The organism is Achromobacter xylosoxidans, assembly GCF_001457475.1.
GTDB classification, from domain to species: domain Bacteria; phylum Pseudomonadota; class Gammaproteobacteria; order Burkholderiales; family Burkholderiaceae_B; genus Achromobacter; species Achromobacter xylosoxidans.
The window spans coordinates 2,369,878-2,396,715 of the sequence record NZ_LN831029.1; the positions used below are offsets into that span (position 1 = coordinate 2,369,878).

Here is a 26,838-nt window from a genome sequence, read left to right on the forward strand (position 1 = left end):
TGGGAGGAATGTGAAATGGATTCGCAACGCATCGCGCTGCGCGCCGCGGACGGGGTGGCGCTGGGGGGATATGCATGGCGGCACGCCGCTCCCGATCCGGCCGGGCCGCGGCCCGTGGTGGTCATCAACGCCGCCACGTCGGTGCGCTGCCGCTACTACGCGCGTTTCGCGGCCTACCTGCACCAGCACGGCTTCGACGTGCTGACCTACGACTACCGTGGCATCGGCGAATCGCGTCCCGCGTCCCTGCGCGGTTTCCAGGCATCGTGGATGGACTGGGGAGAAAAGGACTTCGAGGCGGTGCTGGGTTATGTGCGCAGCCATTTCCCCGGCCAGCCGGTGGACGTGGTGGCGCACAGCATCGGCGGTTTCGTCACCGGCCTGGCGCCCTCGGCGCGCGGGCTGCGCCGCATTTTCACCATGGGCGCCCAATACGCCTACTGGCGCGACTACGCCGCCGGGCAGCGCCTGCGCATGCTGGCCAAATGGCATGTCGTGATGCCGCTGCTGGCGGCGTGCCTGGGTTATTTTCCGGGGCGCCGGCTGGGGTGGCTGGAAGACACGCCGCGCGGCGTGGTGCGCGACTGGAGCTTCATGGGCCCGCGCTTCGAGGGCCGGGGCGGGCCGGATCACCGCGTGGCCGCCATGGCGGCGGTGACGGCGCCGATCCTGGCGCTCAGCGTCACCGATGACGAATTCGGCACCGAGGCCGCGGTCGGCCGGCTGCTGGCGTACTTCACCGGCAGCGCCCGCACCCATCTGCGCCTGGCGCCGGCTGCGCTGGGATTGGACGGGATCGGCCACTTCGCTTTTTTCCACGAGCGTTTTCGCGACACGCTGTGGCCGATCGCGCTGGGCTGGCTCAGTCGCGGCGAGCATCGTCTGGCGGGGGCGACGCCCATACGTTGTGACTGCGTGGCGTCTCTAGCCGATAGTCCGAGTATTTCCGCGTGAAGAACTCGGCGCCCAGCGTCTCGGCCGCCCGCAGCGGGTTGCGCGGATCCGCCGCGATTTCGCCGCGGCTGTTGCCGGCGCCATGGACCACGCCGACGAAATCGGCGTGGGTGTAGCGGGCGAATTCCTGCACCTGGTGCACCACGCCCAGGATCGCGCCGGGATAGGTTTCTTCGGAGGCCACGGCCAGGGCCAGCCGCTTGCCGGCCATGCGGGCCTTGACCGCCTCGGGCTCGGGGCCGCTGCCGGCGTAATGCGTGAACGAGCGATCGAAGAACGCCTTGGTCTGCGCCGACATGCCGTACCAGTAGAGCGGGGTGCAGAACAGCACGCCGTCGGCCGGCAGGAAGTGTTCCAGGAACAGCTCGGCGTAGCGGTCGTCCGGCGCGGACGCATGGCGCAGGTCGGGCAGGAATCCCTTGATGTAGTCGTCCAGGAACAGCAGGGTGGCGTTGCTGCCGGCGGCCTGCGCGCCGCGTTGGGCCGCCGCGCCGAGCGCGGCGCTGTTGCCGTCGCGGCGGGGGCTGCCGGCCAGGATCAGCAGGCGCTTGGATTGATGATCTGAATTCATGTATGAATGCCTCGGTGGGTGGAACATGTGGAACGAACAAAGGAAAATTTACGCACCCATAGGCATCGGGACAAACGATGATTTCTTGGCTAAGATGAGTTCAATTCATCTGGATGGCCTGCCATGTTCGCCTCCCTGCCGGTTACCGCCTTGCGCGCCTTCGAGGCTGCCGCGCGCTTGCGCAGCTTCAAGGCGGCCGCGGCCGAACTGTCGGTGACGCCGACCGCCGTTTCGCACCAGATCAAGGCGCTGGAGCGCCACGCCGGCGTGGCGCTGTTCGATCGCGTGCCGCAGGGCGTGCGCCTGACCGACGCCGGCGCCCGGCTGTTCGCCAGCGCGCACGGCGCCTTGCTCGACATCGCCCAGACGCTGGACGCGTTGCGGCCGGCCAGCGCGGCCGGGGCCCTGACCCTGTCCACCACCCATTCCTTCGCGGCGCTGTGGCTGGTGCCGCGGCTCGGCCGCTTCTACCAGGCGTATCCGCAGTACCAGTTGCGCCTGCAGGCGCAGGCCGAGACGATCGACCTGTTGCAGGACGCCAGCGTCGACGTGGCGATCCGCTACAGCCGCCAGCGCTATCCCATGCTGCACGCGGCCTGCACCCTGCACGAGCGTTTCGGCGTCTACGGGGCGCCCGCCGTGGTGGCGCAGGCGCGGCGCGCCCGGCCCGCGCTGGTGACCGTGCGCTGGCGCGATTCGGCGCTCTACGACGAGGGCTGGCAGCAGTGGTGCGCGGCGGCCGCGTTGCCGGCCTGGCGCAAGCCGGCGGCGGTGCACGCCTATGCGGAAGAACACTACGCCTTGCAGGCGGCCATCGCGGGGCAGGGGCTGGTGCTGGCCAGCTCCGTGATGGTCTCCGACAGCGTCGCGGCCGGCACGCTGGTGCCGCTGCGCCCCGAGGTCAGCGTGGCGGGCGCGGCCTACACTGCCCTGTGCGCGCCGGGGCGCGAGCGCCATCCTCCGGTCAAGGCGTTCCTGGCATGGCTGCGGCAGGAATTCAAATAGGGGGTATCGACATGTGGAAGAGCGTGGCGGGCATACGCGACACGGAGGGACGCGCATCGTGAACCGGTTCCATGAAATGAGCGTTTTCCTGGCGGTGGCCGAGGCGCAAGGGTTTGCCGCCGCCGCCCGCCGGCTGGCGATGTCGGCCCCCACGGTGACGCGCAGCGTCGCGGCGCTGGAGCGGCGGCTGGGCACGCTGCTGCTGGTGCGCACCACCCGCAGCCTGCGCCTGACCGAAGCCGGCGAGCGCTACGCGGCCGATTGCCGCCGCATCCTCGAGGCCGTGGAGCAGGCCGATGATGCCGCCGCCGGCGCGATGGCCGCGCCGCGCGGGTCGCTGCACATTACCGCGCCGGCGCGCTTTGGTGAACTGCATGTGATGCCGGCGGTGCTGGGCTACCTGCGCCAGCATCGCGAGGTGTCGGTGCGCGCCTTGCTGGTGGACCGCGTGGTGAACCTGCTGGACGAAGGCGTGGACGTGGCGGTGCGCATCGGCGCGCTGCCCGATTCCTCGCTGACGGCGGTGCCGGTGGGGCAGGTGCGGCGCGTGGTGTGCGCCTCGCCCGAGTTCCTGCGGCGCCACGGCACGCCCGACAACCCTGACGCCCTGGCCCGTTTTTGCACCATCACCGCGGCGATGGAGGGGCGCGGCTCCCAATGGCGTTTCCTGCAGGACGGCCAGTTGCGGCGCCTGCCGCTGGAATCGCAATTGACCGTGACGTCGTTCCAGGCCGCGGTGGCGGCGGCGTGCGAAGGCTGGGGCCTGACCCAGGTGGTGTCGTACCAGGTGGCGCGCGACCTGGCCAGCGGCGCCCTGCGGGTGGTGCTGCGCGACTATGAAACCCCGCCGCTGCCGGTGCACGTGGTGTTCCCGGAGGGGCGCAAAAGCTCGGCCAAGGTGCGCAGCTTCGTCGATTTCTGCGTCCAGGCGCTGCGCCGCGACCTGGCCGCGCTGCCGGCGTGAATTCTTTCACCGGCGGCAATGGTGTCTTGCGCGGCGTGGCTGTTCACGGGCGCGCGGCGAGGGTCCAACATGAGGGCCTGTTTCCGCTTCCGAGATGCCGCCATGTCCGCCGCTCCCCTGACGTTCTACGGTTTTCCCCTGTCCGGCCATTCGCACCGCGTGGCCCTGATGCTGTCCCTGCTGGACGTGCCGCACCGCCATGTCGAGGTCGACCTGCGCGGCGGCGCGCAGAAGCGGCCTGAATTCCTGGCGCTGAACGCCTTCGGCCAGGTGCCCGTCATCGACGACAACGGCGTGGTGGTGGCCGACTCGACCGCCATCCTGGTGTACCTGTGCAAGCGTTACGGTGGCCAGGCCTGGCTGCCCGAGGACGCGGTTGGCGCGGCGGCGGTGCAGCGCTGGCTGTCGGCCGCGTCCGGTCCGCTGGCCGGCGGCCCGGCCGCGGCGCGGCTGGTGACGCTGTTCGGCGCTCCGTACGACGTGCCCGCCACGCTGGCGCGCGCCCATGCCCTGCTGGCGGTGATGGAGCGCGAACTGGCCGCCGCCGCTTACCTGGCCGGCGCGGCGCCGACCATCGCCGACGTGGCCTGCTACACCTACGTGGCGCACGCGCCGGAGGGCAATGTGTCGCTGGCGGCGTATCCGCAAGTGCGCGAATGGCTGGCACGGATCGAGGCCTGGCCGCGCTTCGTGCCGATGGTCCAGTCGCCGGTCGGCCTGCGCGCCGCCTGAATGCCCGCGGCGCCACGCTGCGCAAGGAGCCGGCCATGAGCCTTCCCCCTCTCGACACCCCCGCGGCCCCGGCCGCGCCCTGGCACGCGGGCGAACGCCAGTTGCAGGCGCACATCGGCATGGCCGAGCGCATGGCGCAGGTCGGCGCCAAGGTGATCCGCGACTACATGCCGGACCAGCATCGCCTCTTTTTCGCGCAACTGCCGTTCCTGGTGGTCGGCGCCGTCGACGGGCGCGGCGATCCCTGGGCCGGGGCGCTGGAAGGCGAACCCGGTTTCGCCCTGTCGCCGGACCCCGTGACGCTGCGCGTGGCCGCCATGCCGGACGCCGACGATCCGCTGGCCGATGGCCTGGGGCCGGACCGGCCGCTGGGCCTGCTGGGAATCGAACTGCACACGCGCCGGCGCAACCGCATGAACGGACGCATCGCCGCCTGGGATGGCAAGCGTTTCGACGTGGCGGTGGCGGAATCGTTCGGCAACTGTCCGCAGTACATCCAGGCGCGCGACTTCCATTTTTCGCGATCGCCGGCGTTGCGTTTTCCCGGGCCGCCGCGCGAGCGCACGGGGCTGGGCGAGGCCGACAGGGCGTTGATCGCGCGCGCCGATACGCTGTTCGTGGCGACGTATGCCGACACGGAGGCGGCCGGGCGTCGCGTCGACGTCTCGCACCGGGGCGGCATGCCGGGGTTCGTGCGCATCGACGGCGACACGCTGACGATCCCGGATTTTTCCGGCAACCGCTTTTTCAACACGCTCGGCAACATGGTGCTCAATCCGCGCGCGGGGCTGCTGTTCATCGACTTCGAGCGCGGCGACGTGCTGCAGGTGTCGGGCCGCGCCGAAGTGGTGCTGGACAGCCCGGAGATCGAGACGTTCGCCGGGGCCGAACGCCTGTGGCGGGTGCACGTGCGGCGAGTGCGGTCGCGGCCGGGGGCGCTGGCCCTGCGCTGGCGCTTCGGCAACTATGCGCCGACCGCGCTGGCCACGGGGCAATGGCCGGGCGCTTCGGGGCAGGGGCGTTCCTAGGACGAAGCGGCATTCAAAGACGCCGCGCCCAGGCGCGCAATAGGGCGCCGGGCTAGGCGCGGTCGCCGCCGACGCGGCGCACGACCGTGTCGTCCGGCGCCAGCACGCGGCCGTCCTGCGCCCGGATTTCCAGGCGTTGCACCGCTTGCCCGCGCTTGCGGTCGATGAGCGTGGAGTGCGGCTCGGCGGGGCCGTAGTAGTGGTCTTCGCCCCACTGGCGCAGGCCGACGATGACGGGAAACAGCGCCTGGCCCTTTTGCGTCAGCACGTATTCCTGATAGGCGCTGCCGTCGGACGCCGGCACGGCCGCCAGGATGTCGTGCGCCACCAGGGTGCGCAGGCGGTCGCTGAGGATGTTCTTGGCCACGCCGAGGCTTTTCTGGAATTCACCGAAGCGGCGCACGCCGTCGAACGCGTCGCGCACGATCAATAGCGACCACCAGTCGCCGATGGCGTCCAGGGCGCGCGCCACCGGGCAGGCGGCGCCTTCGAGACTGGTGCGTTTGACCATATCGTCCTGACCTTTGCCGACGTTCGCGGCGGGGGGGAAATTGCGAATTTGTGGTTGCATTATAAAACCTGTGCGCCTAGCATTCTGGTTTCGTTATAAAACCATTTGAGGCCGTCATGCCTGACCGATCCGATTCATCCGCGGCGCCTGCCGCCGCCATTGCTCCAACCGAATCCGCCGCGCCCCTGCCCACCGCCGTGGTGCTGCTGCTGGCCGTGGCCTGCGCGGTGAGCGTGGCCAACGTGTACTACGCGCAGCCCCTGCTCGACGCCATGGGGCGCGAGTTCGGCCTGGACGAGGCCGCGGTGGGCATCATCGTCACCGCCACCCAGCTCGGCAGCGCGCTGGCGCTGTTGCTGGTGGTGCCGCTGGGCGACCTGCTGGACCGCCGCCGCCTGATGCTGGCGCAGTTGGGGCTGCTGGTCATGGCGCTGGTGGTGGTGGCGGCGGCGTCCGCCGCGCCCTGGCTGTTGGCCGGCATGCTGGGGCTGGGCCTGCTCGGCACCGCCATGACGCAGGGCTTGCTGGCCCTGTCGGCGGCGCTGGCGGCCCCGGCCGAACGCGGGCGCGTGGTGGGCGCGGCGCAGGGCGGGGTGGTGATCGGCCTGCTGCTGGCGCGCACGCTGGCCGGCGCCGTGGCCGACCTGTGGGGCTGGCGCGCGGTCTACCTGGTGTCCGCCGGCCTGGCGGCGGCGCTGGCGCTGGCGCTGAACCTGTGGCTGCCGCGCCGCGCGTTGCCGACGGCCAACCTGCGCTATGGCGCGCTGCTGCGTTCGCTGTTCACGCTGCTGGCGACCGAACGGGTATTGCAGGTGCGCGGCATGATCGCGCTGTTGATGTTCGCCGTCTTCAGCGCCTTCTGGACCGCGCTGGTGCTGCCGCTGAGCGCGCCGCCGCATTCGCTGACGCATACGGCGGTGGGGGCCTTCGGCCTGGTGGGGGTGGCGGGGGTGCTGGTGGCCGCGCGCGCCGGGAGCCTGGCCGACCGCGGCCATGGCCAGCGCACCACGGGGGCGGGGCTGGCGCTGCTGTGCCTGGCCTGGGTGCCGATCGCCTTCCTGGACCAGAGCCTGTGGGCGCTGGCGCTGGGCGTGCTGCTGCTGGACATCGCCGCGCAGGCGCTGCACGTCACCAACCAGACCATGATTTTCGCCATCGGCGCGCAGGCGCACAGCCGGCTGGTGGGCGGCTACATGATGTTCTACGCGGCCGGCAGCGGTCTCGGGTCGATTGCCTCGACGTTCGTGTATGCGCGGGCCGGCTGGTTGGGCGTGTGCGCGCTGGGCGCCGGCCTGAGCCTGGTGGCGGCGGCGTTCTGGGCCTTGACGCTGCCGCGCAGGACGGCGCCGGGCGGCGTGGCGCCGCGCCGGGCCTGAGCCGGCGCGTCTCCCGGGTTCAGTGATGTTCCAGCGTGTGGGCGATTGCCGCCACTTGCCGCGCGAAGGCCGGGTCCGCCCGGTCGCGCGGGCGCGGCAGGTCGATGTCGTAGTTGCCGGCGATATTGGCCGGGCGGCCCCCCAGCACCACCACCTTGTCGGCCAGGAACACGGCTTCCTCGATGTCGTGGGTGACGAACAGCACCGCCGCGCCCGATGCCTGCCAGACGCGGATCAGTTCCTGTTGCAGGTTGCGCCGCGTGATGGCATCGACCGCGCTGAAGGGCTCGTCCATCAGCAGCAGGTCGGGCTTGACCGCCAGCGCGCGGGCGATGCCGACGCGTTGCGCCTGGCCGCCGGACAACTGGTGCGGCCAGCGGCGGCCGTAGTCGCCCAGGCCGGTCAATTGCAGCGCGGCGTCGATGCGCTGCTGCCGTTCCTGCCGATCCAGGCCCAGGCCTTCGAGGCCGTAGCCGACGTTGCCGCCGACCGTGCGCCACGGCATCAGGCGGCTGTCCTGGAACACCACGGCGCGGCTGCGGCGGCCGGGGCGCGCGGGCGCCTGGAAGCGGACCTCGCCGCCGGCGGGATCGGCCAGGCCGGCCGCCGCGCGCAGCAGCGTGGATTTGCCCACGCCCGAACCGCCCACCACGGCCACGAAGCTGCCCGCCTCGATCGCCAGCGACAGGCCCTGGATCACGGGCGCGTCGGCGCCCGGATGCCGGTACGAGAGTTTCGAGAATTCGATCACGGACGCCATTGCAGCACCTTGCTTTCGACCGCCGAGAACGCCAGGTCGCAGAGCGTGTAGACCAGCGAGATGATCAGCATGTAGACCACCACCGCGTCGTAGGCGCCGACGCCGGCGGCGGCGTTCATTTCCTGGCCCATGCCCGGCACGCCCAGCAGTTCGGCCGCGATCAGCGTCATCCAGGCCTGGCCGATGCCGGTGCGCACGCCCGCCAGCGCGCCGGGGGCGATGGCCGGCAGCGTCACGCCCAGCGCGCGCGCCAGGTAGCCGCCATGGCCGAAGGCGCGCGCCAGTTCGTAGTAGCGCGGGTCGACGTTGCGCACCGCGCCGTAGGTGGCGAAATAGTTGACCCAGAACACGCCGATGGCGATGACGAAGGCGGCGCCGGCGTGGCTGACCTTGAACCAGGCGATGGCGAACACCACCCAGGCCAGCGGCGGGATCGGCCGCAGGATGCGCGCCAGGTAGGCTTGCGCCAGGTCGAAGCGCGGCAGCGTGGCGGCCGCCAGGCCGGCGGCAAAACCCAGCGCGGTGCCGGCGGCCAGGCCCCAGAAGTAATGCACGAGGCTCGAGCCGATGGCCGGCAGCAGGCGGCCCGATTGCCATTCCTGGACCAGCGTGGCGGGCAGCGCGAATGGGTCGGGCAGGGTGCCCGGGGGCGCCCATTGCCAGATCAACGCGGCCTTCCAGATGGCGATGAAGATGGCCAGCCCGCCGATGCCGTACGCCGCCCGGCGCGCGGCGGCGAACCAGGGCGGCGTGCCCTTGCGCGCGCGCGGCGCGGGGGCGGCCAGGGCCGGGGCGGTCTGGCTCATGGTTTCTTGGCCTTGTCGTAGAAACGGGTGTCGAACAGCTGCTTGACGTCGACCTTGGCGGCCTCGACCGTGCCCAGGCTGGCCTGGAAGGTCTGCAGCTCGGCGGTGGCGTCGACGATGGCGTGCGGGTCGGCCACGAACTGGTCATGCGAATTGCGAATGGCCTTTTCCACCAGCGCGCGGTCCAGACGGCCGCCGCCGACGTATTTCTGCACGTGCGCCGCGGCGCGCGCCGGGTCATCGCGCAGCAGGGCGGTGGCAGCCAGTTGGGCGTCGACCAGTTGCTGCACGGCCTCGGGGTGCTCGGCGATCAGCTTGTCGCGCACCAGCAGCACGGCGCCGGGCTGGTTCGGGAACAGTTGCGAGCCGCGCGCCACCACGCGCGATTCGGGGGCGCGGGTCAGCACGGTGGTGACGGTGGGTTCGAGGATGGCGGCGCCGTCGATGGCGCCGGTCAGCAGCGATTGCTGGATCTGCGCCTCGCCCTGGTAGATCAGGTCCAGGCTGGCGGGGTCCGCCTTCAGGCGGTTGCGCAGCCAGTATTGCAGCGCGGCCTCGGGCACGGCGCCCTTGGGGTAGCTGGCGATGACGGGTTTCCTGCCCTTGTCCTTGGCAAAGCGGGCGAACGCCGTGGCCGGATCGCCCGAGGCGAAATACGGCGCCAGCGCGCCCAGCGCGACCACGTTGACCTGCTCGACGATGTTGGAAGCCACCACCTTGATGCCGGCGCCCTTGGCGCTGGCCACCAGGGCCGGGCCGATGCCGACGTAGGCGACGTCCAGTTGCCCGGCCAGCAGCGCCTGGGTCAGCGCCGGACCGCTCTGGAACGACACCAGCTTGGGGGCCGGCGCGCCCTTGGCCTGCAAGGTGCCTTCTTCCAGCGCCACGAACAACTGCGCGTCCGGCAGGATCGGCAGGTAGCCGATTTCGAGCGCGGGCGGCGCGGCGTGGACGGGGGCGAAGGATGTGGCGGTGGCGACGAGCGCGGCGGTGAACAGCTTGCGGAGCATGAGGGAAATGTCCTGAACGACGGCGCCTTGGTGCGGCTGGCGGCTTGCCCGCGGGGCCGGGTTTCCCGGATCCGCTTAATAATTTTAGATATGTTTATGTCTTTTCATTATTCTTTCTGGTTATATGCTTAACGGGGCCGTGTTCCATGAAAAAAGACCGCCGTGGCGGTCTTTCAGAAAGGAAGCCAGGGTCGCCGTCGCGGCGACCGGCGCGGCTTCAGGGCTGCACGGCATACTCGATCGAGCCGGCCACCACCGCCGCCAGCCCCGGCGCCTGGGTCAGCTTGTGCAGCGCGTAGGTCTGGGCCGTGGCGATCTTGGCCTGGTGGAAGGCCGGGTCTTCGTCCAGGCGGTCCAGCGACGCGAGCAGCGCGCGCGCCATCTGCCAGCCGGCCAGCACCGTGCCGGCCAGCAGCAGGTAGGGCACGCCCGAGCCGAACACCGCGTTGGGATGCGCGGCGGCGTTGGCCACCACGAAGTCGACCGTGTTGGCCAGCGCCAGGCGGCCCTGGCGCAGCGGCGTCAGCACCAGGCGCGCGGCCGGCTCGCTGCGCGCCTGCAGCGCTTCCTCGGTCTTGCGGATTTCCTCGATCAGCGCCTGCGCCACCGCGCCGCCGTCGCGCAGCGTCTTGCGGCCGACCAGGTCGTTGGCCTGGATCGCGGTGGTGCCTTCGTAGATGGTGAGGATGCGGGCGTCGCGGTAGTACTGGGCCGCGCCGGTCTCTTCGATGAAACCCATGCCGCCGTGCACCTGCACGCCCAGGCTGGCGACGTCGATGGAGGCTTCGGTGCACCAGCCCTTGACGATCGGCACCAGGAATTCCTGCACCGCCAGGTGGCGGGCGCGCGCCGCCGGGTCGGCGCTGGCGTGGGCCAGGTCGGCGTGGCCGGCGGTGTAGTAGGCCAGCGCGCGGCCGGCCTCGGTCAGGGCGCGCATGGTGCCCAGCATGCGGCGCACGTCCGGGTGCTGGATGATGGGCACGGCGTCGCGCGAGGAGCCGTCCACCGGGCGGCTCTGCACGCGTTCGGCGGCATAGGCCAGGGCGTGCTGGTAGGCGCGGTCGGCCACCGCGATGCCCTGCACGCCGACAGCGAAGCGGGCCGCGTTCATCATGATGAACATGGCGTCCAGGCCGCGGTTTTCCTGGCCCACCAGGTAGCCGATGGCGCCGCCCGCGTCGCCGAACTGCAGCGTGGCGGTGGGGCTGGCCTTGATGCCCAGCTTGTGCTCGATCGACACGCAGGTAACGTCGTTGCGCGCGCCCAGCGAGCCATCGTCATTGACCAGGAACTTGGGCACCAGGAACAGCGAGATGCCCTTGACGCCCTCGGGCGCGTCGGGCAGGCGCGCCAGCACCAGGTGGATGATGTTCTCGGCCAGGTCGTGCTCGCCGTAGGTGATGAAGATCTTGGTGCCCGAGATGCGGTAGGTGCCGTCGCCGACCGGCTGCGCGCGGCTGCGCAGCAGCGCCAGGTCGGAGCCGGCCTGCGGCTCGGTCAGGTTCATGGTGCCGGTCCACTGGCCCGACAGCATCGGGCCGATGAAGCGTTCGCGCAGTTCGGGCGAACCGGCCGTCAGCAGCGCCTCGACGGCGCCGTTGGTCAGCAGCGGACACAGGGCGAACGACAGGTTGGCGGCGTTGAGCATTTCGGAGCAGGGCGCGCCCAGGAGGCCGGGCAGGCCCTGGCCGCCGTATTCGGCCGGATGCGTCATGCCCTGCCAGCCGGCCTCGGCGTACTGGCGGAAGGCCTGCTTGAAGCCGGGCGAGGTGGTGACGGCGCCATCGCGCCAGGCGCTGGGCTCGCGGTCGGCGGGGTGGTTCAGCGGCGCCAGCACGTCGGCGGCGAAGGTGGCGGCTTCCTCCAGCACGGCCTGGGCGGTGTCGGGCGTGGCTTCGGCAAACTGCGGCAACGCGGCCACCTGCGGCAGGCCGGCCAGGTGGTTCAGCACGAACAGCATGTCTTTCACGGGGGCTTGGTACGTCATGGCGTCGGAGCTCCGAGGTCTGGATGAGAGGGAATCAGGTGGCGTCGATGGCGCGGGTGGAACCCACCGCGGCGCGCAGTTCGAATTTCTGGATCTTGCCGGTCGAGGTCTTGGGCAGTTCGCCGAAGCGCACCGCGCGCGGCACCTTGAAGCCGGGCAGCAGCAGCTTGCAGTGGGCGATGATCTCTTCGGCGGTGGCGCTGTGGCCGGGCTTGAGTTCGACGAAGGCGCAGGGCGTCTCGCCCCATTTCGGGTCGGGCATGGCCACCACCGCCACGGCGGCCACGGCCGGATGGCGGTAGAGGGCATCCTCGACCTCGATGCTGGAGATGTTCTCGCCGCCCGAGATGATGATGTCCTTGCTGCGGTCCTTGATGCGGATGTAGCCGTCGGGCGTCATCACGCCCAGGTCGCCGGTGTGGAACCAGCCGCCGCCGAAGGCCTCGTCGGTGGCGCGCTCGTTCTTCAGGTAGCCCTTCATGCAGATGTTGCCGCGGAACATGATTTCGCCCACGGTCTGCTCGTCGGCCGGCACTTCCTCCATGGTGTCGGGGTTGCGCACCGAGACGCCGGCCTGCAGGTGGTAGCGCACGCCCTGGCGCGCGGTCAGCAGGGCGCGCTGTTCGTCTTCCAGGTCGTTCCAGGCGTCCTGCGGGGCGCACACGGCGGCCGGGCCGTAGACCTCGGTCAGGCCATAGACGTGGGTCAGTTCGAAGCCGATTTCCTTCATCTTGGCGATCACCGCCGGCGCGGGCGCGGCGCCGGCCACCATGGTGCGCACGGTATGGGTGATGCCGGCGCGCAGCTCGGCCGGGGCGTTGGCCAGCGCGCTCTGCACGATGGGCGCGCCGCAGTAGTGGGTGACGCCCTCGGCGCGGATCAGGTCGAACACGGTCTTGGGGTCGAACTTGCGCAGGCAGACGTTGACGCCGGCGCGCGCCGCCACGGTCCAGGCGAAGCACCAGCCGTTGCAGTGGAACAGCGGCAACGTCCACAGGTAGACCGGGTGCTTGGGCATGTCCCATTCGAGGATGTTGCTGACGGCGTTCAGGTACGCGCCGCGGTAGTGGTAGACCACGCCCTTGGGATCGCCGGTGGTGCCCGAGGTGTAGTTCAGCGCGATCGCGTCCCATTCGTCGGCCGGCGGGCGCCAGTCGAAGGTGGCGGGGGCGGCGGCCAGGAAGGCCTCGTAGTCGGTGGCGCCGGGCAGGGTGGCCGGGGCGCCGTCCAGGTCGTGCACCGAGATCACTTTCAGGTGCGGGAATTCGGCGCGGGCGCGTTGCGCGACCTCGGCGTATTCGGTGTCGACGATCAGCGCGCGGGCTTCGCCGTGGCCCAGCATGAACAGCACGCTGGGCGTGTCCAGGCGGGTGTTGAGGGTGTTGAGCACGGCGCCCAGCATCGGCACGCCGAAATGCGCCTCGACCATGGCGGGGATGTTCGGCAGCATCACCGCCACCGTGTCGCCGCGCTGGATGCCGGCGGCGGCCAGCGCGCCGGCCAGGCGTTGCGCGCGTTCGTAGGTCTGGGCCCAGGTGCGGCGCACGGCGCCGTGCACCACGGCCAGGCGGTCGCCATAGACCTGCGCGGCGCGGGCGATGAAGTCGACCGGGGTGAGGGGTTCGTAGTTGGCGTCACGGCGTGCCAGGCCATGGTCGAACAGGCTGCTCATGCTTGTCTCCTGTGGGGCGCGAGTGCGCCCGGATATGCTTTTGTGCGGGAAACTTGATCTGGATCGCCGGGGTTGATCGTTGGCAGGGATCCCGCTGCTTGCTAGAGCTTATCGGCCGCCGGAAAATGGTGTCTGTCGCCTGCATGACAGACCTTTTTTCGGGCGTCCAACCCGCAGTTTTACACGGTTCTTTCCATGTCCGATGTTTCAAACATTGTTTCCCAGACCGAGCTGGCCGAACTGCTACGCGGCTGCGCCTGGTTCGCCGCGCTGGACGCGCCGCACCAGGACCTGGTGCTGGCCACGGCGCGCGCCGAACACGTGGTCAGCGGCGCCTGGATCGCGCGCCGCAATGCGCCGTCGGATTACTGGCTGGGGGTGCATAGCGGCCTGCTGAAACTGGCGATCTACAACGAGTCGGGGCGCAGCTGCACGTTCTCGGGGGTGCCGCCGGGCGGCTGGTTCGGCGAGGGCAGCGTCATCAAGCGCGAGCTGCGCAAGTACGACGTGGTGGCGATCCAGCCGTCGCTGGTGCTGCTGGTGCCGGCCGCCACCTTTCATGCGCTGCTGGCGGCCAGCCTGCCGTTCTCGCATTTCGTCATCGGCCAGCTGAACGACCGCATGGGCGAGTTCATCGCCTCGATCCAGAACCATCGCCTGCTGGACGCCGATGCGCGCGTGGCGCAGTCGCTGGCGCAGTTGTTCAACCCGCAGCTGTATCCGTCCACCGACCTGACGCTGGCGATTTCACAGGAAGAATTGGGCTACCTGACGGGCCTGTCGCGCCAGCGCGTCAACCAGGCCTTGCAGACGCTGGCGGACCAGGGCGTGCTGGCGCTGTCGTACAACCAGATCAAGGTGCTGGCGCTGGATCGTCTGCGCCAGTACGGGCTGGACCAGCTCTGAACGCGCGCCTCAGGCCGCCGCGCGCGGCGGCGTAGGCGCGTTCAGGGCGCGATCCAGGGCCGCGCGCGCCAGGATGCGGGTGGAGTCCAGCGTCGGCAGCGCGCAGTTGGCGTCGTCCAGCACCAGCGGCAATTCGGTGCAGCCCAGCACCACCGCGTCGCAACCGGCGTGGCGCAGCCGCGCCACCACGCCTTGCAGCAAGGCCACCGATTCGGGCTTGAAGACGCCGTAGACCAGTTCGTCCATGATGACGCGCGCCAGCAGGTCGCGGTCGTCTGGCGCCGGGCGCACGTAGTCCAGCCCGCGCGCCCGCAGCTTGTCGGGGTAGACCGCGCTGTCGACCAGCCAGCGAGTGCCGAGCAGGCCGATGCGGCGCAGGCCGCGCGCGGCCGCCACGGCGGCGACTTCCTCGGCGATGTGCAGCCAGGGCAGGGGCGAGCGCGGCAGCACGTGGTCCAGCGCCTGGTGGATGGTGTTGTCGGGGCAGACCAGGAAATCCGCGCCGGCGCGCGCCAACCGGTTCGCGGAGGTCAGCATCAGCGCGCCCACGCCGGCCAGGTCATTGCGTTCCAGGCACGCCACGTAGTCCGCCAGCGACAGGCTGTGCAACGACACCTCGGGGTGCGCGTGCGGCCCCAGGCGTTGGGCGCCCTCGGCGCAGATCGTGCGGTAGCAGAGCGCGGCGCCTTCCGCCGAGCAGGCGACGATGCCGATGTGCAGGGGCGGACGGGCGGACATGCGGACTCCGTGGCGGCCGGGTCAGGCGGCAGGTTTGGACAAGGCCCGCGCATGGCGGGCGATCTGGCGGAATTGTTCGGCCATGGCGTCCTGCTGCGCTTGCGGCAGTTGCGACAGGAACAATTCGTCGATGGCCGGGCCGTAGACCTTCCACATCTTGCGCCGCAGCGCCAGGCCGTCCGGCGTGATGCGGGCATAGGTGGCGCGGCGGTCCTCGTCGGAACGGAAGCGCTCGACCAGCCCGGCGGCCTCGATGCGGTCCATCAGGCGCGTCAGGTTGTAGCGCGCGATGACCATGCGCTCGGCCACCTCGAACATGCGCGCGGTGCCTTGCGGCGCGCGCTCCAGTGCCCACAGCGCGTCATACCACGCCAGCGGCGGCAGGCCGGCGGCGGACAGTCGTTTCTCGATCTCTTCCACCACCAGCGCATGCGCGGTCAGGAAGAGGCTCCACGCGTCGGGCTTGCCCGTGGCCATGCGGTCGCTTCCTTTTGTCTAGAGATTTCGCAGCCCGGATTGTAGAGGCCCGGACCGCCGCTGGCAGGGTGGAAATCACCGCATGCCGGTTCTTTATACCCTGCCAGGTTCGGGTAGAAAGCACCGGCCCTGTTTCAAGTTGCTGATTTTCCTGGTTTTTTCCCTGGCACGAATTTCGCATGGGAGGGCATACCCCACAACGCAACACAGGAGGGTGTTCCCATCATGGGCCCGTATCGAAGGTTATGGTTCACGTTGATCGCCGTGTTGGCGGTCACGTTCGCATTGCTCGGCTTCTATGGCGGTGAAGTCTACCGACAGGCGCCGCCCATTCCAGAGGAGGTCGCCAGCGCCGACGGCACGCGCCTGTTCGGCCGCGACGACATTCTCGATGGCCAGACCGCCTGGCAGTCCATCGGCGGCATGCAGCTGGGCTCGATCTGGGGCCATGGCGCCTACCAGGCGCCCGACTGGACCGCCGATTGGCTGCACCGCGAGCTGATGGCCTGGCTCGATCTGGCGGCGCGCGATGCGCACGGCCGCGACTACGGCCAGCTCGACGCGCCGGCCCAGGCCGCGCTGCGCGAGCAGCTCAAGGCCGAGTACCGCGCCAACCGCGCGGACGCGGCCGGCGGCAAGCTCACGCTCAGCCCGCGCCGGGCGCAGGCCGTGGCGCAGACCGAGGCCTACTACGACCAGTTGTTCTCGGACGCGCCGGCGCTGCATCGCAGCCGCGAAAACTACGCCATGAAGGAGAACACCCTGCCGGACGCCAACCGTCGCCGGCAGATGACGCACTTCTTCTTCTGGACCGCCTGGGCCGCCGCCACCGAGCGCGAGGGCACCTCGGTCACCTACACCAACAACTGGCCGCACGAACCGCTGATCGGCAACCACCCCAGCAGTGAAAACGTGATGTGGTCGATCATCAGCGTGGTGGTGCTGCTGGCCGGCATCGGCCTGCTGATCTGGGCCTGGGCCTTCCTGCGCGGCAAGGAAGAGGACGAGCCGCCGGCCCCCGCGCGCGACCCGCTCACCACCTTCGCGCTCACGCCTTCGCAGCGGGCGCTGGGCAAATACCTGTTTCTGGTGGTGGCGCTGTTCGGCTTTCAGGTGCTGCTGGGCGGCTTCACCGCGCACTACACGGTCGAGGGGCAGAAGTTCTATGGCATCGACCTGTCGCAGTGGTTCCCTTATTCGCTGGTGCGCACCTGGCACATCCAGAGCGCGTTGTTCTGGATCGCCACCGGCTTCCTGGCCGCTGGCCTGTTCCTGGCGCCGCTGATCAATGGCGGGCGCGATCCGAAGTACCAGAAGGCCGGGGTCGACATCCTGTTCTGGGCGCTGGTGCTGGTGGTGGTCGGTTCGTTCGCCGGCAACTACCTGGCGATCGCGCAGATCATGCCGCCGGACCTGAATTTCTGGCTGGGCCACCAGGGTTATGAATACGTCGACCTGGGCCGCTTGTGGCAGATCGGCAAGTTCGCCGGCATCTGCTTCTGGCTGGTGCTGATGCTGCGCGGCATCGTGCCGGCGCTGCGCACGCCGGGCGGCGACAAGAACCTGCTGGCGCTGCTGACCGCGTCGGTCGGCGCCATCGGCCTGTTCTACGGCGCCGGCTTCTTCTACGGCGAGCGCACCCACCTGACCGTGATGGAGTACTGGCGCTGGTGGATCGTGCACCTGTGGGTCGAAGGCTTCTTCGAAGTGTTCGCCACCACCGCGCTGGCCTTCATCTTCTCGACGCTGGGCCTGGTGTCGCGCCGCATGGCCACCACCGCCAGCCTGGCCTCGGCCTCGCTGTTCATGCTGGGCGGCATTCCCGGCACCTTCCACCACCTGTATTTCGCCGGCACCACCACGCCGGTGATGGCGGTGGGCGCCAGCTTCTCGGCGCTGGAAGTGGTGCCGCTGATCGTGCTGGGCCACGAAGCCTGGGAGAACTGGCGCCTGAAGACGCGCGCGCCGTGGATGGAAAACCTGAAGTGGCCGCTGATGTGCTTCGTGGCGGTGGCCTTCTGGAACATGCTGGGCGCGGGCGTGTTCGGCTTCATGATCAACCCGCCGGTGTCGCTGTACTACATCCAGGGCCTGAACACCACGCCGGTGCACGCGCACGCCGCGCTGTTCGGGGTCTACGGCTTCCTGGCGCTGGGCTTCACGCTGCTGGTGCTGCGCTACATCCGGCCGCAGTACGCGCTCAGCCCCGGCCTGATGAAGCTGGCCTTCTGGGGCTTGAACCTGGGCCTGGCGCTGATGATCTTCACCAGCCTGCTGCCGATCGGCCTGATCCAGTTCCATGCCAGCGTCAGCGAAGGCATGTGGTACGCGCGCAGCGAGGCCTTCATGCAGCAGGACATCCTCAAGACCCTGCGCTGGGGCCGCACATTCGGCGACGTGGTGTTCCTGCTGGGGGCGCTGGCGATGGTGGTGCAGGTCATCCTGGGCCTGCTCAGCGGCAAACCCGCCGCGGCCGAGCCGGTGCTGCGGGCCGAGCCCGCGCGCCGCTAGCTTGCGGGTCCGGCGTGGATGCGCGCGGCAGGCGCATCCACGGGGCGGCGGCCTGCTGTTTGAGCCCGGTCCATTGCGCTCATTGCGCCAGCGCAAAGAGGACCAGGCCGGGCGGCGTTCCAATGACAGCGGATCCCGGGGCATCGTGACCCCGGGCGCAACCGGAGCGCCATCCATGCGCCGCCCGCTGGCCGCTGTCTTCCTGGTCCTGTTGACCGCCTGCGGGCCCGCCGAGCGGGCCCGTTCCCTTTCCCCCGACGTGTCGCGGCTGCCGCCGGGGCAGGTAGCCTACCTGCCGCCGGGCGAGACGCTGCGCAACGGCTATCCGGTGTCGCCGGCGCCGCTGCGCGCGGAGCTGGCTCGCGGCGTCGTCATCATGACGCGCCAGGTCAGCCAGGCCGAGTATGCGGCCTGTGTCCGCGCCGGCGCCTGCAAGCCGCTGGATCCCGGCTTCCGGGACCTGGATGCGCCGGACCTGCCCGCGATCGGCCTGAGCTGGAGCGACGCCTCGGCCTACGCCGCCTGGCTGTCGGACCGCAGCGGGCAGCACTGGCGCCTGCCGACGTATGCCGAATGGGTCTATGCGGCCGGCGAGGCCTACCGCGAGGAAACGCCGCTGCCCGCCTCGGACGCCGATCCGGCGCAGCGCTGGCTGGCCGAGTACGACGCGCAGACCCGGCGCGGCCAGGAAGCCACCGAGGTGCGCCCGTTCGGCGCCTATGGCACCAATGCCACCGGGCTGATGGACATGGCGGGCAGCGTGTGGGAATGGACCGATGACTGCTACACGCGGCGCATCCTGGCGCTCACGCAGGGCGGCGAGGCGGGGACAGCCGGCCCTGACGACGGCGCCGACCGCAACTGCGGCATCCGCGTCGCGGCGGGGCGGCACATCGCCTATCTGCCCGACTTCATCCGCGACCCCAAGGGCGGCGCCTGCTCGGTCGGCGTGCCGCCGGCCAACCTGGGGCTGAGGCTGGTGCGGGAGGACGGCCCGGCCTGAGGCGGCGGCCCGTCGATACAGGATGTGCAGCCCGCACAGGTCGGCGCCGCCGCGTGCGCGCCCACCCGCGCCAGCGCGGCGGGCGAGCGCAGCACGATGCGCTTGCGGCCGCTGTCGACGATGCCGCGCTGTTTCCAGCCGCTGAGCAGGCGGCTGACGGTGTGCAGGGTGGTGCCGGTCATCTCGGCGATGTCCTGGCGCGTGATGGGAAAGGCGATGCCGATGCCGTCGGCCGTGGGTTCGCCGGCACTGTCCACCAGCCGCAGGAGGGCGCGGGCCACGCGCTGCTCGACCTCGTCGTTGGACAGTTCCTGGATGCGCAGGTGCGCGTCCTGCAGCCGCCGGCCCATCGTCTGCAGGGCCTGCGCGGCCAGCTGCGGGTGGTGATTGGTGAAATGCTCCCAGAGCGCATCGGGCCAGGCCAGGCAGACGCTTTCCTGCACCGCCAGCACGGTGGCGGGATAACGCGGCTGGCGCATGGCGCACGCCAGGCCGAAAAGATCGCCGGGATTGACGTAGCGCACCACCACCTGGCCGCCTTCGGGCGTGACCTGCGCCACTTTCAGGCAGCCGCTGAGCAGCACGAAGAAATGCGCGGCGCTGGCGCCCTGGTGGTAGACCACGGCGCCAACTTCGAGCCGGCAGGGCTGCGCGCCGCGCAGCGCGGATTCCAGCTGCGCATCGGACAAGGGCTTGAAGAGATCCAGATTGCGCAGCAGGGCATGACAAAGGGGCGACGGCATCACGGGCTCCTGGCATGGGGGGATTGCGCTTTCATGGTGGCACCGCCACCCGGCCGTGGCAATGCGCGCGCGGCGCCAGGCTGGCGCCGAGTTTGCGCTACAGCAAAGAACGGGAAGGGCATGCGCCATTCAATAGGGTTGCCGACCTACACGGCAGTTGAAAACCCGATAAGGAGCTGGACATGAACGCATTACGGCCCACTTTGCTGGCGGCGGCGCTGGCTTTTACGATGGCCGCCGGGACCGCCTGGGCGCAGGACGCCGACAAGCTGCCCCATACCAAGGTCACGCTGGTCGCTCCGCCCCAGGTGCATCCGCACGAGCAGGCGACCAAGTCGGGCCCCAAAGTCGTCGAATTCACCATGACCATCGAGGAAAAGAAGATGGTGATCGACGACAAGGGCACGACGCTGCAGGCCATGACGTTCAACGGCTCCATGCCCGGCCCCACGCTGGTGGTGCACGAGGGCGACTACGTCCAGCTGACGCTGGTCAACCCGGCCACCAACGCCATGCCGCACAACGTCGACTTCCACGGCGCCACCGGCGCGCTGGGCGGCGCCAAGCTCACCAACGTCAACCCTGGCGAGCAGGCCACGCTGCGCTTCAAGGCCGACCGCAGCGGCACCTTCGTCTACCACTGCGCGCCCGAAGGCATGGTGCCCTGGCACGTGGTGTCGGGCATGAGCGGCACGCTGATGGTGCTGCCGCGAGACGGCCTGAAGGATCCGCAGGGCAAGCCGCTGCATTACGACCGCGCCTACACCATCGGCGAGTTCGACCTGTACATCCCCAAGGGCCCGGACGGCAAGTACAAGGACTACGCCACGCTGGCCGAAAGCTATGGCGACACGGTGCAGGTGATGCGCACGCTGACGCCGTCGCACATCGTCTTCAATGGCAAGGTCGGCGCGCTGACCGGCGCCAACGCGCTCACCGCCAAGGTCGGCGAGACCGTGCTGCTGATCCACTCGCAGGCCAATCGCGACACCCGCCCGCACCTGATCGGCGGCCATGGCGACTGGGTCTGGGAGACCGGCAAGTTCGCCAACCCGCCGCAGCGCGACCTGGAAACCTGGTTCATCCGCGGCGGGTCGGCCGGCGCCGCGCTCTACACCTTCAAGCAGCCTGGCGTGTATGCCTACCTGAACCACAACCTGATCGAGGCCTTCGAACTGGGCGCGGCCGGCCACATCAAGGTCGAGGGCAAGTGGAACGACGACCTGATGAAGCAGATCAAGGCGCCCGCGCCGATTCCGCGCTGACCAGGAGCCCGCCATGTCCCTCGCAATCAGATTGGCACTGGCGGCCGGCCTGGCCGTGGGCGGGCTCGCCCATGCCGCGGCCGACGCGCCGGCGCAGCTCGACCCGGCCGGTGAAAAGCTGTACCGCTCGGCCTGTGTGGTATGCCACGCCAGCGGCGTGGCCAACGCGCCCAAGCTGGGCGACAAGCAGGCCTGGGCGCCGTTCCTGGCGCAGGGCGCCGACGCGCTGCTGGCCACGGTGCTCAAGGGCAAGGGCGCCATGCCGCCGCGCGGCGGCACCGCCGCCGACGAGGCCACGCTGCGCGCCGCCGTGGCGTACATGATGGACGCCGCGCGCTAGGCGCGGACAGGAGCCCGGCCGCGATGGCCGGGCCGCTTCCTTCCTTCCTTCCTTCCCGCCTCGCCGTTGTCCCGCCCGCAGGTTGGCGCGGCCGCCTCCAAGGTTCCCGCCGTCGGGCCTGGTCCCGTGGGTGCCGTCCATGCGCTCAAATAGTTGCACTTGCAATTGTTCAAAAACCTCCATACGATTGCAATTGCACATTATGCAAATGCAATTCACGATGTGAAACGATGGCGCCGACCTTTCGTGTCCGGGCGCCGCTTGCGCACCACAAGGAGGATGCCCATGGAACCCGAGATCGACTGCGTCGACATCGACCCCGAAGAAACCAGCGAGTGGCTGGACGCGATGCAGGCTGTGCTGGCGCACGAAGGCCTGCCGCGCACGCATTACCTGCTGGACCGCCTGATCGACCAGGACCGCGCCCGCAGCGGCGGCTATGCCGCGGCCGGCGTCACGCCCTACGTCAACACGATCGGCCTGCCGGCCCAGGCGCCGTTCCCCGGCGACACCCGCATCGAGGCGCGGCTGGACGCCTATCTGCGCTGGAACGCCATGGCCATGGTGCTGCGCGCCGGCAAGCATTCCGGCGTGGGCGGGCACATCGCCACCTATGCCTCGGCCACCACCCTGTACGAAACCGGCTACCGCCATTTCTTCCGCGCCGCCACGCCGGACTACCTGGGCGACATGCTCTACATCCAGGGCCATTCGGCGCCCGGCATCTACGCCCGCGCCTACCTGGAAGGGCGCCTGTCCGAAGCGGAGCTGGACCGCTTCCGCCGCGAAATCGGCGGCGGCGGGCTGGCGTCGTATCCGCATCCGCGCACCATGCCCGGCTTCTGGCAGTTCCCGACCGTGTCGATGGGCCTGGGGCCGCTGATGGCGGCCTACCAGGCGCGCTACATGCGCTACCTGGAAGACCGCGGCCTGATCGCGGTGCAGGACCGGCGCGTGTGGGGCTTCCTGGGCGACGGCGAGCAGGACCAGCCCGAGACGCTGGCGGCAGTCGCCATGGCCGGCCGCGAAAAGCTCGACAACCTGATCTTCGTGGTCAACTGCAACCTGCAGCGCCTGGACGGCCCGGTGCGCGGCAACGCCAAGATCATCCAGGAACTGGAAAGCGTCTATCGCGGCGCCGGCTGGAACGTCATCAAGGTGATCTGGGGCGGCGGCTGGGACGCGCTGCTGGCGCAGGACCACGACGGCCGCCTGCGGCGCCGCATGATGGAATGCGTGGACGGCGAATACCAGGTGTTCAAGGCGCGCGGCGGCGCCTACGTGCGCGAACATTTCTTCGGCGCCGACCCGGTGCTGCTCGAGCGCGTGGCGCACCTGAGCGACGACGAGATCGGCGCGCTCAACCGCGGCGGCCACGACCCGGTCAAGATGCACGCGGCCTACGCCGCGGCGCTGGCGCATCGCGGCCAGCCCACGGTGATCCTGGCCAAGACCGTCAAGGGCTACGGCATGGGCGCGGCCGGCGAAGCCGCCAACACCAACCACCAGCAGAAGAAGATGGCCGACCCGGCGGTGCGCGCGTACCGCGATCGCTTCGACCTGCCGGTGCCGGACGAGCGCCTGGCGGACATTCCGTACCTCAAGCCGGAACCCGGCAGCCCGGAACAGGCCTACCTGGAAGCCGCCACCCGGCGCGCCGGCGGCCACCTGCCGCTGCGTCCGGCCGGCCCGGGCCCGCAGGCCACGCCCGCGCTGGAAGCCTTCGCCGCGCACCTGAAGGGCAGCGACGGCCGCGAATTCTCCACCACCATGGCGTTCGTGCGCATCCTGGCACAGTTGCTCAAGGATCCGCAGATCGGCGCGCGCGTGGTGCCCATCGTGCCCGATGAATCGCGCACCTTCGGCATGGACGGCATGTTCCGCCAGGTCGGCATCTACTCGCACGTGGGCCAGCTGTACACGCCGCAGGACGCCGACCAGCTCAGCGTCTACCGCGAGGACCGGCGCGGCCAGATCCTGCAGGAAGGCATCAATGAATCGGGCGCCATGGCTTCATGGATCGCCGCCGCCACCGCCTACAGCACCCATGGCGTGGCCACGATCCCGTTCTACATCTTCTATTCGATGTTCGGTTTCCAGCGCGTGGGCGACCTGGCCTGGGCGGCGGGCGACATCCGCGCGCGCGGCTTCCTGCTGGGCGCGACTTCGGGCCGCACCACGCTGGAAGGCGAGGGCCTGCAGCATGACGACGGCCACAGCCACGTGCTGGCCTCGGTGATCCCGTCGTGCATCGCCTACGACCCGGCCTACGCCTACGAGATCGCCGTGATCGTGCAGGACGGCATGCGCCGCATGTACCAGGAGCAGGAAGACGTCTTCTACTACCTGACGCTGATCAATGAGAAGACCGCCCATCCGCCGATGCCGGAAGGCGCCGAGGCCGGCATCCTGAAGGGCATGTACCGCCTGCGCGAGGGCGGTCCGGGCGAGGTCCGCGCGCAACTGCTGGGCAGCGGCGCCATCCTGGGCGAGACCCTGGCCGCCGCCGACTTGCTGCAACAGGACTTCGGCGTGGCGGCCGACGTCTGGAGCGTCACCAGCTATTCCGAGCTGCGCCGCGACGGCCAGGAGACCGAGCGCTGGAACCGCCTGCATCCGCTGGACGCGGCGCGCCAGGGGTTCGTCGAAACGCGCCTGGCCGACACCTCGGGGCCCGTGATCGCGGCCACCGACTACATGAAGACGGTGGCCGAGCAGATCCGTCCTTTCGCGGGGCGCCGCTACGTGACGCTGGGCACCGACGGCTTCGGCCGTTCGGATACGCGCCAGGCGCTGCGGGCGTTCTTTGAAGTGGACCGGCACCACATCGCGCTGGCCACGCTCAAGGCGCTGGCCGACGACGGCGTGCTGCCGGCGGAGCGGGCGGCCGAGGCGATCCGGCGCTACGGGCTGGATCCGGAGGCGGTGTCGGCGGCCTTGCCGTAGGGCGCGCGGGCGGCCGGGCCGCGACGCCGGCATCCTGTCACCGGGTCGCGCCGGCGCGGTGACAGGCCGCTGGTCCGGATCCGCGCCGGATCTCCGACGGTGTGACCGGGCCGGGGCTGGGGGCATGGCGACCGACGGGGCCGCACTGGTGCAAAATAGCGCTTCTCCCGACAGTGAAATGCGTCCCGGCAGTGGGACGGCGAAGGAAACACCATGGCATTCGATTTCGACCTGTTTGTGATCGGCGCGGGCTCCGGCGGCGTGCGCGCGGCCCGCTTCGCGGCCGGTTTCGGCGCCCGCGTGGCGGTGGCCGAAAGCCGCTACCTGGGCGGCACCTGCGTCAACGTGGGCTGCGTGCCCAAGAAGCTGCTGGTCTACGGCGCCCACTACAGCGAAGACTTCGAACAGGCCCACGGCTTTGGCTGGAACGCCGGCCAGCCCAGCTTCGACTGGCCCACGCTGATCGCCAACAAGAACCGCGAGATCGAGCGTCTTAACGGCATTTACCGCAACTTGCTGGTCAATAGCGGCGTGACGCTGCTGGAAGCCCACGCCCGCATCAAGGACCCGCACACCGTCGAGGTCGACGGCAAGTCCTATACCGCCGCCAACATCCTGGTGGCCACCGGCGGCTGGCCCCAGGTGCCGGACATTCCCGGCAAGGAACACGCCATCACCTCGAACGAGGCCTTCTTCCTGAAGACGCTGCCGCGCCGGGTGCTGGTGGTGGGCGGCGGCTACATCGCGGTCGAGTTCGCCTCGATCTTCAACGGCATGGGCGCGCAGACCACCCAGGTCTACCGCGGTCCGCTGTTCCTGCGCGGCTTCGACCAGGCGGTGCGCGAGCACCTGCGCGACGAACTCGCCAAGAAGGGCATCGACCTGAAGTTCAACGCCGAGGTGGCGCGCATCGACAAGCGCGCCGACGGCACCCTGGCCGCCACGCTCAAGGACGGCGGCGTGATCGAGGCCGATTGCGTGTTCTACGCCACCGGCCGCCGGCCGATGCTGGACAACCTGGGCCTGGAGAACACCGGCGTCAAGCTCGACGACAAGGGCTTCATCGCGGTGGACGACGAATACCGCACCAGCGAACCCTCGATCCTGGCGATCGGCGACGTCATTGGCCGCGTGCCGTTGACGCCGGTGGCGCTGGCCGAGGGCATGGCGGTGGCGCGCCGCCTGTTCCGCCCGGAGGAATACCGCAAGGTCGACTACAAGCTGATTCCCACCGCCGTGTTCAGCCTGCCCAACATCGGCACCGTCGGCATGACCACCGAAGAGGCGCGCGCCGCCGGCCATCCGGTCAAGCTGTTCGAAAGCCGCTTCCGTCCCATGAAGCTGACGCTGACCGAATCGCAGGAAAAGACCCTGATGAAGCTGATCGTCGACGCCGACACCGACAAGGTACTGGGCGTGCACATGGTCGGCCCTGACGCCGGCGAGATCGTGCAGGGCATCGCCATCGCGCTCAAGGCAGGCGCCACCAAGCGCGTGTTCGACGACACCATCGGCATCCACCCCACCGCTGCCGAGGAATTCGTGACGCTGCGCACGCCGGTCGCGAATTGACGCCGTCGCCGGTCCCCGGGGCCGGCATCCTTTGACGGCCGGCACAGCCGCGCCAGGCGGCCCGGCGCGGCCGCGCCGGCTACAGCCGCTCGATCATCGCGCGCGCCGCCGCCGGCGCGCGCTCCTTGGCGCCATTGATGAAGAAGGCGAAGACGTCGCGCGGGCGCGTCGCGCCCGACGGCTTGCGCGTGCCCACCCGTGGCAGGTCGTCCGGATCGGCGCCGCGCGCCCAGGTGCGCAGGCGGTCGGCCCAGGCGTCCAGCACCTTGGGCGCATAGCCGGCCTTGAAGGCGGTGCTGGCGCGCATCAGCCGCGCATAGATGAAATCGCCGGTGGCATCGGCCAGCGAGGGGTAGTCTTCGCTGTCGGTGTAGACCGTGGCCACGGCGTGGCGGCGCGCCAGGGCCAGGTATTCTTCGCAGGCGAAGCTGGCGTGGCGCACGTCCATCACGTGGCGCAGCGGCAGCCCGTCCACCGCGTCCGGCAACAGCGCCAGGAAGGCGCCGAAGTCGTCGGCGTTGAACACCGTGGTGGGCGCGAACTGCCACACGATCGGCCCCAGCTTGGGGCCCAGCTCGGCGATGCCGCCGTGCACGAAGCGATGCACCGATTCCCCGGCGCCGGCCAGTTCGCGTCGGTTGGTGGCATAGCGCGAGGCCTTGAGCGAGAACACGAAATCATCTGGCGTCTCGTCGCGCCACTTGGCGAAGGTGGCCGGCTTCTGGCTGCTGTAGTAGGTGCCGTTGACCTCGATGGCGGTGAGCTGGCGGCTGGCGTATTCGAGTTCGCGCGCGTGCGGCAGGTCGTCGGGGTAGAAGGCGCCGCGCCAGGGCGCGTAGGTCCAGCCGCCCACGCCGACGCGGATGGCGCCGGCACGGCCGGCGGCGGGCGTGGCGGGTGATGATCGTGGTGGCATGCGTGGATCCTCCCGGGGCTTGCGGCCTTAGGGCCTGTTCACACT

Annotated in this window: 24 protein-coding genes; 13 read left to right on the top strand and 11 right to left on the bottom strand. The window is 70.0% G+C overall.

The annotated features are described in order from the left end of the window. Positions 1 to 15: 15 nt before the first annotated feature. Complete coding sequence (locus tag AT699_RS10720; RefSeq protein WP_024068457.1) at positions 16 to 954, top strand: alpha/beta hydrolase family protein; 939 nt, start codon at positions 16 to 18, stop codon at positions 952 to 954. Here the strand turns inward: AT699_RS10720 and AT699_RS10725 are convergent. After that, positions 863 to 1,525, bottom strand: a complete 663-nt coding sequence (locus AT699_RS10725; RefSeq protein WP_006384388.1) for a flavodoxin family protein — start codon at positions 1,523 to 1,525, stop codon at positions 863 to 865. The genes AT699_RS10720 and AT699_RS10725 overlap by 92 nt on opposite strands. A 123-nt stretch (positions 1,526 to 1,648) precedes the next feature. Here AT699_RS10725 and AT699_RS10730 point away from each other — a divergent pair, with 123 nt between their 5' ends. The 4 genes from AT699_RS10730 (at position 1,649) to AT699_RS10745 (ending at position 5,254) form a co-directional block, all read left to right on the top strand. Continuing rightward, entirely contained in the window at positions 1,649 to 2,530 is an 882-nt protein-coding gene (locus AT699_RS10730; RefSeq protein WP_024068458.1) for a LysR substrate-binding domain-containing protein, read from the top strand. Positions 2,531 to 2,606: 76 nt separating this feature from the next. Beyond that, positions 2,607 to 3,494 carry a LysR family transcriptional regulator gene (locus AT699_RS10735; RefSeq protein WP_081004625.1) on the top strand — a complete coding sequence of 296 codons (888 nt, stop codon included), beginning with the start codon at positions 2,607 to 2,609 and terminating at the stop codon, positions 3,492 to 3,494. A gap of 102 nt (positions 3,495 to 3,596) precedes the next feature. Continuing rightward, the gene (locus tag AT699_RS10740) at positions 3,597 to 4,226 is read left to right on the top strand and encodes a glutathione S-transferase family protein (protein ID WP_024068461.1); all 630 of its coding nucleotides are present in this window, start codon (positions 3,597 to 3,599) and stop codon (positions 4,224 to 4,226) included. A 35-nt stretch (positions 4,227 to 4,261) separates the two neighbouring features. Beyond that, complete coding sequence (locus AT699_RS10745; RefSeq protein ID WP_006384391.1) at positions 4,262 to 5,254, top strand: pyridoxamine 5'-phosphate oxidase family protein; 993 nt, start codon at positions 4,262 to 4,264, stop codon at positions 5,252 to 5,254. Between the two features lie 52 nt (positions 5,255 to 5,306). Here AT699_RS10745 and AT699_RS10750 read toward each other — a convergent pair whose 3' ends face one another. After that, the gene (locus AT699_RS10750) at positions 5,307 to 5,765 is read right to left on the bottom strand and encodes a winged helix-turn-helix transcriptional regulator (RefSeq protein WP_006384392.1); all 459 of its coding nucleotides are present in this window, start codon (positions 5,763 to 5,765) and stop codon (positions 5,307 to 5,309) included. Positions 5,766 to 5,881: 116 nt separating this feature from the next. Here AT699_RS10750 and AT699_RS10755 point away from each other — a divergent pair, with 116 nt between their 5' ends. After that, complete coding sequence (locus AT699_RS10755) at positions 5,882 to 7,141, top strand: MFS transporter (protein WP_024068462.1); 1,260 nt, start codon at positions 5,882 to 5,884, stop codon at positions 7,139 to 7,141. Positions 7,142 to 7,160: 19 nt separating this feature from the next. On the opposite strand, the gene AT699_RS10760 is transcribed toward AT699_RS10755, so the two are convergent. The 5 genes from AT699_RS10760 to AT699_RS10780 form a co-directional block, all read right to left on the bottom strand. Then, a complete protein-coding gene (locus tag AT699_RS10760) occupies positions 7,161 to 7,901 on the bottom strand; it encodes an ABC transporter ATP-binding protein (protein ID WP_024068463.1) in 741 nt (246 codons plus the stop codon). Next, positions 7,889 to 8,707, bottom strand: coding sequence for an ABC transporter permease (locus AT699_RS10765; protein WP_024068464.1), 819 nt, complete (start codon positions 8,705 to 8,707; stop codon positions 7,889 to 7,891). Before AT699_RS10765 ends, AT699_RS10760 begins: the two co-directional genes overlap by 13 nt. Next, positions 8,704 to 9,717 (bottom strand): ABC transporter substrate-binding protein, encoded by a 1,014-nt coding sequence (locus AT699_RS10770; protein WP_024068465.1) that lies wholly within the window; start codon positions 9,715 to 9,717, stop codon positions 8,704 to 8,706. The genes AT699_RS10765 and AT699_RS10770 overlap by 4 nt, the downstream gene beginning before the upstream one ends. 217 nt (positions 9,718 to 9,934) lie before the next feature. Then, positions 9,935 to 11,704, bottom strand: coding sequence for an acyl-CoA dehydrogenase (locus tag AT699_RS10775; RefSeq protein ID WP_006384275.1), 1,770 nt, complete (start codon positions 11,702 to 11,704; stop codon positions 9,935 to 9,937). A 34-nt stretch (positions 11,705 to 11,738) separates the two neighbouring features. Further along, a complete protein-coding gene (locus AT699_RS10780) occupies positions 11,739 to 13,376 on the bottom strand; it encodes an acyl-CoA synthetase (protein WP_024068467.1) in 1,638 nt (545 codons plus the stop codon). A gap of 195 nt (positions 13,377 to 13,571) precedes the next feature. Between AT699_RS10780 and AT699_RS10785 the strand changes: the two genes are divergently transcribed. Then, positions 13,572 to 14,282, top strand: coding sequence for a Crp/Fnr family transcriptional regulator (locus AT699_RS10785; RefSeq protein WP_024068468.1), 711 nt, complete (start codon positions 13,572 to 13,574; stop codon positions 14,280 to 14,282). Between the two features lie 9 nt (positions 14,283 to 14,291). On the opposite strand, the gene AT699_RS10790 is transcribed toward AT699_RS10785, so the two are convergent. After that, positions 14,292 to 15,020, bottom strand: coding sequence for an aspartate/glutamate racemase family protein (locus AT699_RS10790; protein WP_024068469.1), 729 nt, complete (start codon positions 15,018 to 15,020; stop codon positions 14,292 to 14,294). 21 nt (positions 15,021 to 15,041) lie between these two features. Further along, a complete protein-coding gene (locus AT699_RS10795) occupies positions 15,042 to 15,497 on the bottom strand; it encodes a MarR family winged helix-turn-helix transcriptional regulator (RefSeq protein ID WP_006384279.1) in 456 nt (151 codons plus the stop codon). A gap of 225 nt (positions 15,498 to 15,722) precedes the next feature. Between AT699_RS10795 and AT699_RS10800 the strand changes: the two genes are divergently transcribed. Together AT699_RS10800 and AT699_RS10805 are read left to right on the top strand one after the other, a co-directional pair. Beyond that, positions 15,723 to 18,008: a nitric-oxide reductase large subunit gene (locus tag AT699_RS10800; protein WP_006384280.1), complete on the top strand. Its 2,286-nt coding sequence runs from the start codon at positions 15,723 to 15,725 to the stop codon at positions 18,006 to 18,008. 175 nt (positions 18,009 to 18,183) lie between these two features. Beyond that, positions 18,184 to 19,011: a formylglycine-generating enzyme family protein gene (locus AT699_RS10805; protein ID WP_054444158.1), complete on the top strand. Its 828-nt coding sequence runs from the start codon at positions 18,184 to 18,186 to the stop codon at positions 19,009 to 19,011. Here the strand turns inward: AT699_RS10805 and AT699_RS10810 are convergent. Beyond that, complete coding sequence (locus AT699_RS10810; protein WP_024068471.1) at positions 18,906 to 19,754, bottom strand: Crp/Fnr family transcriptional regulator; 849 nt, start codon at positions 19,752 to 19,754, stop codon at positions 18,906 to 18,908. The two genes, AT699_RS10805 and AT699_RS10810, sit on opposite strands and share 106 nt — an antisense overlap. A gap of 182 nt (positions 19,755 to 19,936) precedes the next feature. Between AT699_RS10810 and nirK the strand changes: the two genes are divergently transcribed. The 4 genes from nirK (at position 19,937) to gorA (ending at position 25,877) form a co-directional block, all read left to right on the top strand. Then, the gene (gene nirK / locus AT699_RS10815) at positions 19,937 to 21,019 is read left to right on the top strand and encodes a copper-containing nitrite reductase (RefSeq protein WP_006384283.1); all 1,083 of its coding nucleotides are present in this window, start codon (positions 19,937 to 19,939) and stop codon (positions 21,017 to 21,019) included. 13 nt (positions 21,020 to 21,032) lie between these two features. Next, positions 21,033 to 21,359 carry a c-type cytochrome gene (locus tag AT699_RS10820; RefSeq protein WP_006384284.1) on the top strand — a complete coding sequence of 109 codons (327 nt, stop codon included), beginning with the start codon at positions 21,033 to 21,035 and terminating at the stop codon, positions 21,357 to 21,359. A gap of 285 nt (positions 21,360 to 21,644) precedes the next feature. Next, a complete protein-coding gene (gene aceE / locus AT699_RS10825; RefSeq protein ID WP_024068472.1) occupies positions 21,645 to 24,305 on the top strand; it encodes a pyruvate dehydrogenase (acetyl-transferring), homodimeric type in 2,661 nt (886 codons plus the stop codon). Between the two features lie 213 nt (positions 24,306 to 24,518). After that, a complete protein-coding gene (gorA, locus tag AT699_RS10830; RefSeq protein WP_024068473.1) occupies positions 24,519 to 25,877 on the top strand; it encodes a glutathione-disulfide reductase in 1,359 nt (452 codons plus the stop codon). Between the two features lie 79 nt (positions 25,878 to 25,956). Here gorA and AT699_RS10835 read toward each other — a convergent pair whose 3' ends face one another. After that, the gene (locus AT699_RS10835; protein ID WP_024068474.1) at positions 25,957 to 26,793 is read right to left on the bottom strand and encodes a DUF72 domain-containing protein; all 837 of its coding nucleotides are present in this window, start codon (positions 26,791 to 26,793) and stop codon (positions 25,957 to 25,959) included. Positions 26,794 to 26,838: the final 45 nt, after the last annotated feature.